At 48.4% G+C, this 13,607-nt stretch carries 12 protein-coding genes and 1 pseudogene; 8 read left to right on the top strand and 5 right to left on the bottom strand.

What is annotated here, in order from left to right:
- Window positions 1–224: 224 nt before the first annotated feature.
- Genes I6L54_RS12985 through I6L54_RS12970 form a run of 4 tightly spaced genes read right to left on the bottom strand, consistent with a single transcriptional unit; the run spans window position 225 to window position 3,352 of the window.
- Complete coding sequence (locus I6L54_RS12985) at window positions 225–560, bottom strand: hypothetical protein (protein WP_005120922.1); 336 nt, start codon at window positions 558–560, stop codon at window positions 225–227.
- A 10-nt stretch (window positions 561–570) separates the two neighbouring features.
- Complete coding sequence (locus I6L54_RS12980; protein ID WP_040230921.1) at window positions 571–1,023, bottom strand: hypothetical protein; 453 nt, start codon at window positions 1,021–1,023, stop codon at window positions 571–573.
- Window positions 1,024–1,026: 3 nt separating this feature from the next.
- Window positions 1,027–2,406, bottom strand: a complete 1,380-nt coding sequence (locus I6L54_RS12975; protein ID WP_072041435.1) for a DUF2272 domain-containing protein — start codon at window positions 2,404–2,406, stop codon at window positions 1,027–1,029.
- A gap of 34 nt (window positions 2,407–2,440) precedes the next feature.
- Entirely contained in the window at window positions 2,441–3,352 is a 912-nt protein-coding gene (locus I6L54_RS12970) for a hypothetical protein (RefSeq protein WP_005120917.1), read from the bottom strand.
- 354 nt (window positions 3,353–3,706) lie between these two features.
- Between I6L54_RS12970 and I6L54_RS12965 the strand changes: the two genes are divergently transcribed.
- The 4 genes and pseudogenes from I6L54_RS12965 to hslJ all read left to right on the top strand — a co-directional run bounded on the left by I6L54_RS12965 (window position 3,707) and on the right by hslJ (window position 7,000).
- On the top strand, window positions 3,707–4,810 hold the full coding sequence (locus I6L54_RS12965) for an alpha/beta hydrolase (protein ID WP_005126672.1): 1,104 nt from the start codon (window positions 3,707–3,709) through the stop codon (window positions 4,808–4,810).
- 206 nt (window positions 4,811–5,016) lie between these two features.
- Window positions 5,017–5,322 (top strand): annotated as a pseudogene (locus I6L54_RS12960) (class A beta-lactamase); the annotation flags it as partial.
- 156 nt (window positions 5,323–5,478) lie between these two features.
- A complete protein-coding gene (locus I6L54_RS12955; RefSeq protein ID WP_040230919.1) occupies window positions 5,479–6,468 on the top strand; it encodes a 2-hydroxyacid dehydrogenase in 990 nt (329 codons plus the stop codon).
- 112 nt (window positions 6,469–6,580) lie between these two features.
- The gene (gene hslJ, locus I6L54_RS12950) at window positions 6,581–7,000 is read left to right on the top strand and encodes a heat shock protein HslJ (RefSeq protein ID WP_040230917.1); all 420 of its coding nucleotides are present in this window, start codon (window positions 6,581–6,583) and stop codon (window positions 6,998–7,000) included.
- 13 nt (window positions 7,001–7,013) lie between these two features.
- On the opposite strand, the gene I6L54_RS12945 is transcribed toward hslJ, so the two are convergent.
- Window positions 7,014–7,280, bottom strand: coding sequence for a putative hemolysin (locus tag I6L54_RS12945; protein ID WP_003020360.1), 267 nt, complete (start codon window positions 7,278–7,280; stop codon window positions 7,014–7,016).
- Between the two features lie 274 nt (window positions 7,281–7,554).
- On the opposite strand from I6L54_RS12945, the gene nifJ reads away from it, so the two are divergent.
- From nifJ to uspF, 4 genes are all read left to right on the top strand, one after another.
- On the top strand, window positions 7,555–11,079 hold the full coding sequence (nifJ, locus tag I6L54_RS12940) for a pyruvate:ferredoxin (flavodoxin) oxidoreductase (protein ID WP_040230916.1): 3,525 nt from the start codon (window positions 7,555–7,557) through the stop codon (window positions 11,077–11,079).
- A gap of 364 nt (window positions 11,080–11,443) precedes the next feature.
- Window positions 11,444–12,601 (top strand): porin OmpC, encoded by a 1,158-nt coding sequence (gene ompC / locus I6L54_RS12935; protein ID WP_005126658.1) that lies wholly within the window; start codon window positions 11,444–11,446, stop codon window positions 12,599–12,601.
- A gap of 146 nt (window positions 12,602–12,747) precedes the next feature.
- Window positions 12,748–12,960 carry a KTSC domain-containing protein gene (locus I6L54_RS12930; protein ID WP_005126657.1) on the top strand — a complete coding sequence of 71 codons (213 nt, stop codon included), beginning with the start codon at window positions 12,748–12,750 and terminating at the stop codon, window positions 12,958–12,960.
- Between the two features lie 81 nt (window positions 12,961–13,041).
- Window positions 13,042–13,476 carry a universal stress protein UspF gene (uspF, locus tag I6L54_RS12925; protein ID WP_040230913.1) on the top strand — a complete coding sequence of 145 codons (435 nt, stop codon included), beginning with the start codon at window positions 13,042–13,044 and terminating at the stop codon, window positions 13,474–13,476.
- Window positions 13,477–13,607: the final 131 nt, after the last annotated feature.

Genomic DNA, 13,607 nt, shown 5'->3' with positions numbered 1-13,607 from the left:
TAATATCCTGATTTAGCGAAAATTTAAGCCGGTTTAGGCCAGTATTGTGGCATGTTTAGCTAAACATGCCCACCTTAAGAATAGATCCCATTGAAATATATGTAATATTTATAGGTTGTGAATAATAAAAAATAGTGGTCTCTCAGTGAGATACCCCTGTACCACATCCGTCAGTAGCGCAGAAAACCGACCATTTTTTCGCCCTATTAGCCCTATGCCGTGCCTCATTTCTGGTGAAAGGCAATGCCCAATAATTTGTCGAGCACAATATTAACCAGCGAAATAGCAATCTTCTCAACCTGAGCTCTTGCTGCAATTTCCGCCGTATTTTTATATTGTCGCAGCAGTTGATCTCTGGCGTAGAGCAACGCCTCCAGTTCACTGTCACTCAGTTTTCCCTGCCCACGAAGACGCAGCCAGTACGCAATTTTCTTACCGGTATCGTTTATTACCTCATTCGTATCTTTTGCTGCCGAGAGCAAGAGCGCTTTCAGTTGTTCTTTAATGGACTCAGCAACCTCATTTTTAATCGCATTCATGGCATCATCAATATCTGACATTTTTCATCCCCTATTTTACAACAGACCCCACGCGGGAACTTTCTCCCCGAATGGCCAGATCGTAGTTCAACTTAACTACATCGGTTTTTTCATTCACATAGACGACGCTAAATAACTTTTTATCCTTCATCGCCATTCGGCAATCACTCTCAAAGACATTATCGAGGTAATGAATAGCCCGTACACGTGAGTCATCATGTTTGCCTGCAGCATATTCCGTCGCCTCACGGAACTTGAGGTCCCCGGTATCGCAGGTAGCCTTTACCTTAGTTTCATCAAAGGTATTCCCGGGTTTAGCTGTATTATCTTCGAGAAATTTAAGGTGGAACGCCTTCAAATTTGTGAAGTTCTGGTACGCTCCTGCATCGTAGTGTGAAACGAATAAGGCACACCCACTCAGTAAAAGGAAAGTGCAAAACATCAGCGGGGCAGTGTGTTTAAGCACTATATTAGATCGTTTCATTTTTCACTCTCCGCGATATCCCATGATGGCAAACAGCGTTTCCCCTCCTTGTTCATCGCTGGCAAGGAACCCGTCGGCGGTGAGCGCCAACGGGCGTCGTGTCACCGAATTACCAACATTACCGCCAATAATTTCAATCTCATTAGTGCCTACGGAAACAACTAAGTCGGTGTGACTGCTATAGTTGCCCAGATGCTGATGATCGTAATCGACGACTTTGTCGGGGTCTCTGTCCCAACAGACTAAATCCCCCACCTGCGGTTTACGCTCATTCAGCCTGTATCCCCAGTACAACGCTTTGGCATTACCCTGATTTCTGTCGCGGATCGATTTGCTGATGTACGTCGCATGCGAAGCAGAGTAGGAAAAACGCTCCCCCGCGCCAGCCTGACGCATGGCCCATGAAATAAATGCCGCTGACCACGGCCAGTCATGATCTCGCCCGTCCAGATCGTCCCGCCCGATTTTTGCCCAATACAGGCCAACACGTTGCCACCAGCCATCCTCACCCTCTTTGTGTCCGGAATGAAGAAGGCCACCATTGCGGTTGTAGCGCTGTTCGCCAAAAAAATGCCACTCGTCAGTTGCGATCGACGCGGCGTTATCCGCAAAACCAGAGACGGGGGCTTCCTCGCCAAAATACGGAACGCTGGGTTGTTCCACCGGAGGTATCGACGGCTGAGCGATTGATATATCAGGTAAGGGCCCGACGAGTATACCGTTGGCGTTAATGGGGAGCTGCAAAAGATCCCAGTTGCCGCGATCTATTTCAAATCGCAAACATTTTGTACGATAAACGGTAGGATGAAGTTCGGGGTTGCTATGGTTGGCTAACCATGAATTTCTCACTTCAACATACTGGGAAATCCAGGTGTGCTCATCACCGCCACTGGCTGGAGGCACCTCACGAAACTGGGCGCGCAAGAACGTCAAAATAGTGCCGCTATGAACAAATGAGTCATAGATGACCAGAAGTGAGAGCGCATCTTTAAAACCAAAGTCCTGTGCCCATTTCAGCGCAGGCAGATAGTAGCGCTCATCAAAGAACCGATCCTGTACCGATTTCATTATCGGATCATCGCGCCCTGCTCGGCGTAATAAGTCCTTAAACGGCTCATTGTCAACCAGTGCGATATTACCTATCTTTGCAACAAACGGAGCAAGATCGGCACTGAATCGCCCATTTGCATTAACGTAGCGGGTCACCAGATCCTGCAATTTGCTGTATTCCGTAGTTTGTGAACGTCCGTAAGTGATCTGCCTGATCCCGTGAGGACCATCATGGAATATCGCGATAGCCGAGTAATCGCCTTCGGCCGAGCCGGTTTCAAACGCATTCAAAACTCGTTCACAGAGACTTTTCTGTGCGGATGTAAGTATCATGATGCCCTCTCTGTCGATAGTTAACCGTTACACTTCACTTACTTTTCGGACTGTCGGATTTACCCGGTGCTGCTGGTTTTGGGCCAGTTGAACGGACCTGCATAACCCGTTGAAGAATATCGAACCAGAAAGGTCCGCCGAGTGAGACGGCGAAAATAGTCACCAGCAGACCCACCACTTTTGCCAGCCATTCAGCAACCCCTTGCGGCCATCCTTTCCAGCCCAGTTCGAAGCCTGCAGACTGCATAACGTCAATCGCGTGGTTATATTTGCCTTTAGCTATCGCGATGCGCTCCTTGTCCTGAGCCTGATTTTTCGCCTCATTGACTTCCTGCTGCGCGATCGCCACCATTTTTTCTCGAACATCAGGATTGGAGGCCAGCACAGTCGCAAGATTGAGGCTGTCAATATTCCCTCCAAGAACCAGAACGGTGGCGACAATCAACGTGATGGTCTGCATTTTGCGTTTGTACCAACCCGAGGCGCGATCCATTACCGCATCAAACTGTTTTGCAACCGCGTTGCGAAACGTGGCCGCGTTATTGCCCGTCTGCGCCACCACTGTTTCGAGGATGCCTTTGATCCGATTATTTTTGGCATTTCCCGGCATGGCGTTCACTCCAGCGGAGAGCGTTGCCATCGCACTTTTGCTGACAACTAACGCCTCCACGACTTGCGCGAAAATGTCTGGGGGAATATAGGAAGGACGCCCCTGGTTTCCTTTACTTAGGGACTGAATTAACGGATGTTCAAAAAACTGAGTAATAAATTGCTGATTTTGCGACAGATCGCCTGAAAGGAACTCGTTCAGCGCCACATCAAGATTTTGACTACGAATACGGGTCCACGCAGAAATAGCTTCAACAATCGCGGTACATGCTATCCCAAACATGAAATACACAGTCATCATCCCAATTAATATATCAAGCGTTTCAAGTCCAAACATATTGTCTCCCTCATGGTGAAGAGCGTTTGGTCAACCGACAGCAGAAACCATACGGGTTGCGTCCTGAAAATATGAGTCAGAAACAGTGAGTATTCGGTAAGAGGTTCGTAGTAATTACTAGCGCGGTATCAATCAGAAGTCTGATGCCCTTTGGCAAACCACATGCGTTATCTAATAAACAGTCACTAATAAAATATTACTATCCTGTCAGTCCAAATTAAAACCATTTTATTAATGCCATTCCCTGCGGGAATACGTAAATCTTAATTACCCGATTAATTTTAATCGGTAATATTCAGAAAAAATCAATAAAGGAAAGACACTCCAACCAAATTTAAAGCAAGGTCAAGTAAAATGAAAACATTAAAATACATAGTTTTCAGTATTTTTATAACTATACTAAGTGGTTGCGGCATGTCCAACACTGGTGTTACCAGTATGGCTAGCAGCAATGAAATAAATATATTAGTTCAAAAACCAGATTATGCCATTGTCAAGGTTTTGTATGCCACCGATAGAAATTATAACAGTGGCGCACCACCCAACCAATCATATGGAATCAATCGAGCCTCAATCTCCTATGGATTCTGTGAAGTTAGCATTCCTCGACACCACATTATAGGAGTAACTGAACAACCTTCATTTTTGAAGTTTGAGTTCAAAGAAGATCCCAAAAAACACGTGGCCTTACTTGGTGTAACGCCTTTAGCTAAAAATATTTTTTTCAATTACCTTGTCTCCACAGTAAGCAATATACCAGAGAAAAAGACCTTCATTTTTGTTCATGGGTATAATGTCTCATTCGCCGAGGCAGCCAGAAAAACAGCTCAAATATACTATGATTTAAACATCGATATGGTCCCTGTTTTTTATAGCTGGCCTTCACAGGCCAGAACCTCTGCTTATACCATTGATGAGCAAAATGCTGAGTGGACACAAACCAACCTAAAACATTTCCTTATCGATTTCCTTGAGAAATCCGATTCAAAAAATATTTACCTGATAGCCCACAGCATGGGTAATAGAGTTTTATCGCGGGCGGTTATTGATGTATTGAATACAAATACAGATTATCGAAATCGCATAAAAGAGGTCATTCTAACTGCTCCTGACATAGATGCCGATGTTTTCAAACGAGACATTGCCCCTGCACTGGTGGCACAAGGAGAACCTGTTACTTTATATGCTTCATCAACAGATAAGGCGCTAGCCGCATCCCAGACGATACACCGTTATCCGCGAGCGGGTGATTCGTCTACTGGTTTGATTTATTATCCTGGAATAGAATCGATTGACGCAACCAATGTTGATACTAGCTTTATAGGTCATAGTTACCCAAGCGAAGAACGTTCTGTGCTTTCAGATATTTTTTATCTTATTAATGATAACAAGCGAGCATCCCAACGCATCGGGCTAAGCTACATTGAAGCTGGGCAATACTGGAAAATCAATCAATGAATAAATAATGATTTCGAACATTCTGAATAGCACAAATATACCTTGTTCGGCGATAGTAGACTCCTGGAGACAGGAGTCTACTATCAGTACGAATGTCCATAACCAGGAACGACCAGCTAAAAGCTAACACTCATGTGTCGAGCCAAATTTAACCTTATGTATTTGCTATATTTTTGGTTATGTTAAGACATCCCCCAGGGAAGAATATGACTGTGTCTCACTTTCGTCTGTCCCTCATTCCTCTGCTCACGGCATTTTACCTGCCCACGTTAGCCCATCAGGCAACGTTGAATAAAGTCAAAGAAGCAGAAAGCCAGCTCACCGCACGCGTTTATGCCGAGCTGGATCTCGCCAGCGGCGCGGTGCTATCACGCGTTGACGCCGGGCAAGGGCAGCTCAACCGTCGCATTAAGTACAGCCTGCATGACCTGGTCGAGTACTCGCCGGTAACGGAAAAACATCTTGCGGACGGCATGACCGTCGGCGAATTATACGATGCCGCCATCACCCTATGCTGAGTAAAGTGGTTTAAATCCAGCAATGTGCCCACATTAAGAAGAGATACTCTAGAATTATTCATTATATCTATGACTACCAATAACTTTTTAGATTTTGTAAAATAATTTGAATTGGATTAATGTGACGTCAAAATCACTGGAGAAAGTCTTATGAAACTCGCCATCTATAGTACAAAACAGTACGACAAGAAGTATCTGCAGCAGGTTAACGAGGCTTTTGGTTTTGAACTTGAATTCTTTGACTTTCTGTTGACGGAAAAAACAGCGAAAACCGCCCACGGCTGTGAAGCCGTGTGCATTTTCGTCAACGACGATGGCAGCCGCCCCGTTCTGGAAGAGCTGAAAAAGCACGGTGTGAAATACATCGCGCTGCGCTGCGCCGGGTTCAATAACGTCGATCTGGATGCTGCGAAAGAGTTGGGCTTGCAGGTCGTACGTGTTCCTGCCTATTCACCTGAAGCCGTCGCCGAACATGCAATCGGTATGATGATGACGCTGAACCGCCGTATCCATCGTGCTTATCAGCGTACTCGTGACGCCAACTTCTCACTTGAAGGTCTGACGGGTTTCACTATGTACGGCAAAACTGCCGGGGTGATTGGTACCGGTAAAATCGGTATTGCCGCACTGCGGATCCTGAAAGGGTTTGGTATGCGCCTGCTGGCGTTTGATCCGTATCCCAGCGCCGCCGCCCTTGAGTTAGGGGTTGAATATGTCGATCTTAAAACGCTGTTTGCGGAGTCCGATGTTATCTCCCTGCACTGTCCATTAACGCCGGAGAATTATCATCTGCTCAATCACGAGGCCTTTGAGCAAATGAAAAATGGCGTGATGGTTATCAACACCAGCCGCGGGGCGTTGATCGATTCACAAGCCGCTATCGATGCGCTGAAAAACCAGAAAATTGGGTCTCTGGGTATGGACGTGTATGAAAATGAACGCGACCTGTTCTTTGAAGATAAGTCCAATGACGTGATTCAGGATGATGTGTTCCGTCGCCTGTCGGCCTGTCATAACGTGCTGTTCACCGGGCATCAGGCATTCCTGACTGCCGAAGCGTTGACCAGCATTTCTGAAACAACCTTGCAGAATCTGGCTCAAATCGCCAAAGGCGAAGCCTGCCCGAACACCCTCTTCTAATCATTCCGCTCCCCTGCCTCCGGGGGAGCATTTTCAGATAATCTCCGATGATAAATTTGGCTATATCATTATCATCATGAATGCAATTCCGCCACGAACGTAGAGAAAGTTAATGAAGAAAATTGTCACGCTGATTGCGCTCAGCATGCTTATGGCTGGCTGTGTGAGCAATGGAAAAATTTCCATCAATCGCGAACAGTTACAGCACCACCGTTTTGTTTTACAGAGCGTCAATGGCAAGCCGGTAACCGTCGCCAACAACCCACCTGAATTAAGTTTCGGTGAAAATATGACGGTGTCGGGAAAAATGTGTAATCAGTTCCATGGTCAGGGCAAGCTGTCCGACGGTGAATTAAAAGTGAAAGACATGGCAATGACGCGCATGATGTGCGCCGATCCACAGCTTAACACGCTCGACGGTATCGTCAGCGAGATGTTTAAGCAAGGCGCACAGGTTGATCTGACTGCTGACCAGCTAACACTGGCTACGGCAGAACAAACGCTGACGTTTAAACTGGCAGATTTAATGTAGGAAAAGCAGTGGCTCAATAATTCCCACAGCTTCCGGCGGCAAGTGACTGCTCACTACAGCGTTTGCCGTTAGGTAATGCACACATGCCGATGGCAGAACCATCCAGTTGACGGGCAACGGATAGCGAACCGCCAATCATGGCACAGTTGGCTTCTCCGGAGCTGGACATTGCGGCCTTCATGCCCGGTGCAACGTGTGCGGCCGTTGCCTGCTGAACAGGTTCACTGCTGCAAGCCGATAATAATAACGCGGCACACCCTACCCAAAACGCTGCGCGCATCTTACTCCCCTCTGAATATTAACCAAACGACACAGCCATAAATAATAGGCAGCGGAAGCACTGCCGTCGAGAGGCAAAATGCGCATTTATGCGTGCTGTTTACATTTTCTGGCAATTTTTTGGCTACTCCTTTGATCAAACCATTCATTCTGATTATTCCCAGGACACAAAAGCGAAAATCTGTCTTTAGCGCTTTTGCTAAAATAGAAAGATAATTACAGGATTCGCTGCGGTTACGTGGGTCCCTCTTTTTGCGCAATGTAAGGGTGTCAGTATGATCACAATTGACGGTAATGGTGCGGTTGCTTCGGTCGCATTTCGTACCAGCGAAGTTATCGCCATCTACCCGATTACGCCCAGTTCGACGATGGCTGAACAGGCAGATGCCTGGGCCGGGAACGGGCTTAAAAACGTCTGGGGAGATACCCCTCGCGTCGTAGAAATGCAGTCAGAAGGCGGCGCAATCGCGACCGTTCACGGCGCATTACAGACTGGTGCGCTCTCTACGTCGTTTACCTCATCGCAGGGTCTGTTGCTAATGATCCCAACGCTGTACAAACTGGCCGGTCAGTTGACGCCATTTGTGCTACACGTTGCCGCGCGTACCATTGCTACTCATGCGCTGTCTATCTTCGGTGACCATTCCGACGTAATGGCAGTGCGCCAGACGGGGTGCGCGATGCTGTGTGCCAGCAGCGTGCAGGAAGCACAGGACTTTGCGCTCATTTCACAAATGGCCACCCTAAAAAGTCGGGTTCCGTTTATTCATTTCTTTGATGGTTTCCGCACATCGCATGAAATCAATAAAATTGTGCCGCTGGCCGATGACACGATCCTCAGCCTGATGCCGCAAGCTGAAATTGATGCGCATCGTGCCCGCGCGCTGAACCCTGAACATCCCGTTATTCGCGGGACGTCTGCCAACCCGGACACTTACTTCCAGTCACGCGAAGCAACAAACCCTTGGTACAACGCGGTTTACGAAAACGTCGAACAGGCGATGAACGATTTCGCCACGGCGACAGGTCGTCAGTACAAACCATTTGAGTATTACGGTCATCCGCAGGCGGAACGTGTCATCATCTTGATGGGTTCTGCGATTGGTACCTGCGAAGAAGTCGTCGAAGAGTTACTTGCTCGTGGAGAGAAAGTTGGCGTCCTGAAAGTTCGGCTGTTCCGCCCCTTCTCCGCCAGACATTTACTGCAGGCATTACCAGAAACGGCGCGTAGCGTTGCCGTTCTGGATCGCACCAAAGAGCCTGGCGCCCAGGCAGAACCGCTGTATCTGGATGTAATGACCGCGTTGGCAGAAGCCTTTAACTGCGGCGAGCGGGAAACTCTACCGCGCGTGATTGGCGGACGTTATGGACTTTCTTCCAAAGAGTTTGGACCGGACTGCGTTATGGCGGTCTTTAATGAGCTGAGTAGCGCTAAGCCGAAACCTCGCTTTACGGTCGGTATCTATGATGATGTCACCAACCTGTCACTACCGCTGCCGGAAAACACCCTGCCCGGTACCGCGAAGCTCGAAGCGCTGTTCTACGGTCTGGGCAGTGACGGTAGCGTGTCGGCCACCAAAAACAATATCAAGATTATCGGTAACTCGACGCCGTGGTATGCGCAAGGTTATTTCGTTTATGACTCGAAAAAAGCAGGCGGTCTGACGGTTTCTCACCTGCGCGTCAGCGAGCAACCTATTCGCTCTGCTTATCTGGTGTCACAAGCCGATTTTGTTGGCTGTCACCAGCTGCAATTTATCGATAAGTATCAGATGGCAGAGCGCCTGAAACCGGGCGGCATCTTCCTGCTTAATACGCCGTACAACGTGGATGAAGTCTGGACTCGCCTGCCACAGGAAGTTCAGGCCGTACTGAATCAGAAGAAAGCCCGTTTCTATGTGATTAATGCTGCCAAAATCGCGCGTGAGTGCGGTCTGGCAGCCCGTATTAACACCGTCATGCAAATGGCGTTCTTCCATCTGACGCAAATCTTACCTGGTGACAGCGCCCTGATTGAACTGCAGGGGGCGATTGCCAAAAGCTATAGCAGTAAAGGTCAGGATCTGGTTGAACGTAACTGGCAGGCGCTGGCCCTGGCGCGTGAGTCCGTCACCGAAGTGGCGCTGCAGCCGGTTGATCCACACAGCGCCAACCGTCCGCCGGTCGTTTCTGATGCCGCGCCTGATTTCGTGAAAACCGTCACCGCGGCAATGCTTGCCGGTCTGGGGGATGCCCTCCCCGTTTCAGCGCTGCCGCCAGACGGCACCTGGCCGATGGGCACCACGCGCTGGGAAAAACGCAATATCGCCGAAGAGATCCCCATCTGGAAAGAAGAGCTGTGTACCCAGTGTAACCACTGTGTTGCCGCCTGCCCGCACTCGGCTATCCGCGCTAAAGTGGTTTCACCAGAAGCGATGGAAAACGCCCCTGCCAGCCTGCATTCGTTGGATGTGAAATCACGCGATATGCGCGGTCAGAAGTACGTACTGCAGGTTGCACCTGAAGATTGCACCGGCTGTAATCTGTGCGTCGAAGTGTGCCCGGCGAAAGACAGGCAAAATCCTGAGATCAAGGCTATCAATATGATGTCTCGCCTTGAACATGTTGAAGAAGAGAAAGTGAATTATGACTTCTTCCTCAATCTGCCGGAGATCGATCGCAGCAAGCTGGAACGCATTGATATTCGTACCTCGCAGTTGATAACGCCGCTGTTTGAATATTCCGGCGCTTGCTCCGGTTGTGGTGAAACGCCGTATATCAAACTGCTTACGCAGCTGTACGGAGACCGCATGCTGATCGCCAATGCCACCGGCTGTTCATCGATTTATGGCGGTAACCTGCCCTCAACACCGTATACCACCGACGCCAACGGTCGTGGGCCCGCGTGGGCGAACTCACTGTTTGAAGATAACGCCGAGTTTGGCCTGGGCTTCCGTCTGACGGTAGATCAGCACCGTGTGCGCGTTATGCGTTTACTGGAACAGTTTGCCGATAACATTCCGGTTGAACTGAATGACGCCCTGCACGCTGAAGCGACGCCAGAGGTGCGCCGTGAGCAAGTTGCCGCGCTGCGCCAGCACCTGAAAGATGTCGACGGCGCACAGCAGCTGTTAACCGATGCCGACGCGCTGGTCGAAAAATCCATCTGGCTGATTGGCGGCGATGGCTGGGCTTACGATATTGGTTTTGGCGGCCTGGATCACGTCCTTAGCCTGACCGAGAACGTCAATATTCTGGTGCTGGATACTCAATGTTACTCCAACACGGGTGGACAAGCGTCGAAAGCCACACCGCTCGGGGCCGTCACCAAATTTGGCGAACACGGTAAGCGCAAGGCGCGTAAAGATCTTGGCGTCAGTATGATGATGTACGGGCACGTGTATGTTGCACAGATCTCTCTGGGCGCACAGTTGAACCAGACGGTGAAAGCGATTCAGGAAGCGGAAGCCTATCCAGGTCCGTCGCTGATTATTGCCTATAGCCCATGTGAGGAGCACGGTTACGATCTCGCGCTAAGCCACGATCAGATGCGCCAGCTCACGGCTACCGGATTCTGGCCGCTGTACCGCTTTGATCCGCGTCGTGCAGATGAAGGTAAATTGCCGCTGGCGCTGGACTCTCGCCCACCGTCAGACGCGCTGGCTGAGACATTGATGAACGAGCAGCGTTTCCGTCGTCTGAACGCACAGCAACCGGAAGTGGCCGAGCAATTGTGGAAGGATGCGACCGCTGATCTGCAAAAACGGTATGACTTCCTGGCCCAACTGGCTGGTAAAGCGGAAAAGAGCAGTACCGAGTAATACGTATCGCTCAGCATTAACCTGGAACCAAAAAAAAGCCCGAACAATTGTTCGGGCTTGTCAATTTATTCGCTGACGAATCAGTATTGCTACCCACCCTCAACAAAAAAATAAAGCGTGACAATAAAGGCATATAACCTGCGCAGAATAGCCCAACACAATTCACTTGTATAATTTTTATTTTATATACTTCCATTTTATATATTCATAGCAATTATCATTATTTCTGTAGAATTATTTATTTAAGGTTTTACTTAAGACGTAACAATTCATATTTATCTCTTTACGGAACTTCTCCTTTAGCATGCTTTTACTCCCTACATGGGTAGTCACAGGTAAATAAAAAAACTAAAGGATTATTTCAATGAACAGAAAAGTACTGGCTCTCGTCATTCCTGCCCTGCTGGCTGCAGGCGCAACTCACGCTGCTGAAGTTTATAATAAAGACGGCAACAAATTAGATCTCTACGGTAAAGTAGACGGTCTGCGTTATTTCTCTGATGACGCGAACAGCGACGGCGATCAGACCTATGTTCGTGGTGGTTTCAAAGGCGAAACTCAGATCAACGATATGCTCACCGGTTATGGTCAGTGGGAATATCAGGTTAATGCCAACACCACTGAAGGTAATCGTAGCAACAACTTTACTCGTCTGGCCTTTGCCGGTCTGAAATTCGGTGACTACGGTTCATTCGACTACGGTCGTAACTACGGCGTACTGTACGACGTAGAAGGCTGGACCGATATGCTGCCAGAGTTCGGCGGCGACTCCTACACTAAAGCTGATAACTTTATGACTGGTCGTGCTAACGGCGTAGCAACCTACCGTAATACTGACTTCTTTGGTCTGGTGAACGGTCTGAACTTTGCACTGCAGTACCAGGGCGCGAACGAACAGTCCAGCAAAGAAAGTGACGCTTTCGATCAGGAAGGCACCGGTAACGGCGGCGACCGCAACGTTCAAAACTCCAACGGTGACGGCTTCGGTATCTCCTCTACCTACGATCTGGGTATGGGCGTAAGCTTCGGTGCGGCGTATACCACTTCTGACCGTACTAACCAGCAGGCTACTGCTGGTGGTACAGTTGCGGGCGGCGATAAAGCTGACGCATGGACTACCGGCCTGAAATACGATGCCAACAACATCTATTTGGCCACTATGTACTCCGAAACCCGTAACATGACTCCATATGGTTCAATGGCTAATAACGATCAGGGTGGTGTTGCTAACAAGACCCAGAACTTTGAAGTGACTGCACAGTATCAATTCGATTTCGGCCTGCGTCCGGCGGTTTCCTTCCTGATGTCTAAAGGCAAGGACCTGACTTACAACGGCAACGCTGGTCAGGATAAAGACTTGGTCAAATATGCTGATATCGGCGCTACCTACTACTTTAACAAAAATATGTCCACCTACGTTGATTACAAAATCAACCTGCTGGACGAAGATGATCAGTTCTACAAAGATACTGGTATTTCTACTGATGACGTAGTTGCAGTAGGTCTGGTTTACCAGTTCTAATCCGTCAGCCCGCTGGCAACAGCGGGCTATCCTTTCTTTGATAACCAATCTGTTTTATCCAGATCGAAATATTATATCTATTGTATTAAAACACGCCTTTGATAGATGATATCTTGCATTAAGACCTGAAGTAGAGGATACCTGCAATGAATCATCATCCTGTAAAATCATCCCGTATTGCATCCGTCGGCTATGACGAATCCTCTCACACGCTGGAAATTCGCTTTCACCAGTTGGCTACCCTGCAATATCAGCATGTCCCTGCGCGTATTTTTCGTGATTTCCTGAGCGTGGTATCTAAAGGACGATTTTACGACGGCGTAATAAGAGGCAAGTTTCCTGAAATCAAAATAAAGTGATGCCAAAATGTGATCTTTGTCATTGTACATAAAGTGCCATTACGCGGTAAGCTTTAGGTGGATACTTAAACAGGAGGTTTTATGAACAGAACGATTCTTGTACCCATCGATATTTCAGACTCAGAATTAACTCAACGCGTTATTGCCCATGTTGAAGCAGAGGCAAAAATTGACGATGCGCAGGTGCATTTTCTGACCGTTATTCCGTCACTGCCCTATTACGCTTCTTTGGGACTGGCCTACTCGGCAGAGTTACCGGCCATGGACGATCTGAAAGCCGAAGCTAAATCTCAACTGGAAGAGATTATCAAGAAGTTCAATATCCCAACGGACAGAGTGCATATTCACGTTGCTGAAGGTGCACCGAAAGATAAAATCCTGGAGATCGCCAGGAAATTACCTGCAGATATGGTCATTATTGCGTCACACCGACCGGACATCACCACTTATCTGCTGGGCTCTAACGCCGCAGCCGTGGTGCGTCACGCGGAGTGTTCAGTTCTGGTGGTTCGCTAAGCTGTCTGGCCCGCACATCGCTGCGGGCTTTTTGTTTCCCCCTCTTTTACCCCGCGATTCCTGACCTAAATGTGCTGACATTTTTCCCGCTTATCCGTACCATACACGCCACAGTTTTTATATCAGACTTC

Origin of the sequence: Citrobacter pasteurii (assembly GCF_019047765.1) — a bacterium.
GTDB lineage: Bacteria > Pseudomonadota > Gammaproteobacteria > Enterobacterales > Enterobacteriaceae > Citrobacter > Citrobacter pasteurii.
The sequence above is the reverse complement of the archived record's forward strand: the minus strand, read 5'-3'. Positions and strand labels throughout refer to the sequence as shown.

Excerpts from the sequence above, each read along its gene's own strand:
- I6L54_RS12985 (WP_005120922.1), bottom strand. The coding sequence starts at position 560 with ATGTCAGATATTGATGATGCCATGAATGCGATTAAAAATGAGGTTGCT.
- I6L54_RS12980 (WP_040230921.1), bottom strand. The coding sequence starts at position 1,023 with ATGAAACGATCTAATATAGTGCTTAAACACACTGCCCCGCTGATGTTT.
- I6L54_RS12975 (WP_072041435.1), bottom strand. The coding sequence starts at position 2,406 with ATGATACTTACATCCGCACAGAAAAGTCTCTGTGAACGAGTTTTGAAT.
- I6L54_RS12970 (WP_005120917.1), bottom strand. The coding sequence starts at position 3,352 with ATGTTTGGACTTGAAACGCTTGATATATTAATTGGGATGATGACTGTG.
- I6L54_RS12965 (WP_005126672.1), top strand. The coding sequence starts at position 3,707 with ATGAAAACATTAAAATACATAGTTTTCAGTATTTTTATAACTATACTA.
- I6L54_RS12955 (WP_040230919.1), top strand. The coding sequence starts at position 5,479 with ATGAAACTCGCCATCTATAGTACAAAACAGTACGACAAGAAGTATCTG.
- hslJ (WP_040230917.1), top strand. The coding sequence starts at position 6,581 with ATGAAGAAAATTGTCACGCTGATTGCGCTCAGCATGCTTATGGCTGGC.
- I6L54_RS12945 (WP_003020360.1), bottom strand. The coding sequence starts at position 7,280 with ATGCGCGCAGCGTTTTGGGTAGGGTGTGCCGCGTTATTATTATCGGCT.
- nifJ (WP_040230916.1), top strand. The coding sequence starts at position 7,555 with ATGATCACAATTGACGGTAATGGTGCGGTTGCTTCGGTCGCATTTCGT.
- ompC (WP_005126658.1), top strand. The coding sequence starts at position 11,444 with ATGAACAGAAAAGTACTGGCTCTCGTCATTCCTGCCCTGCTGGCTGCA.
- I6L54_RS12930 (WP_005126657.1), top strand. The coding sequence starts at position 12,748 with ATGAATCATCATCCTGTAAAATCATCCCGTATTGCATCCGTCGGCTAT.
- uspF (WP_040230913.1), top strand. The coding sequence starts at position 13,042 with ATGAACAGAACGATTCTTGTACCCATCGATATTTCAGACTCAGAATTA.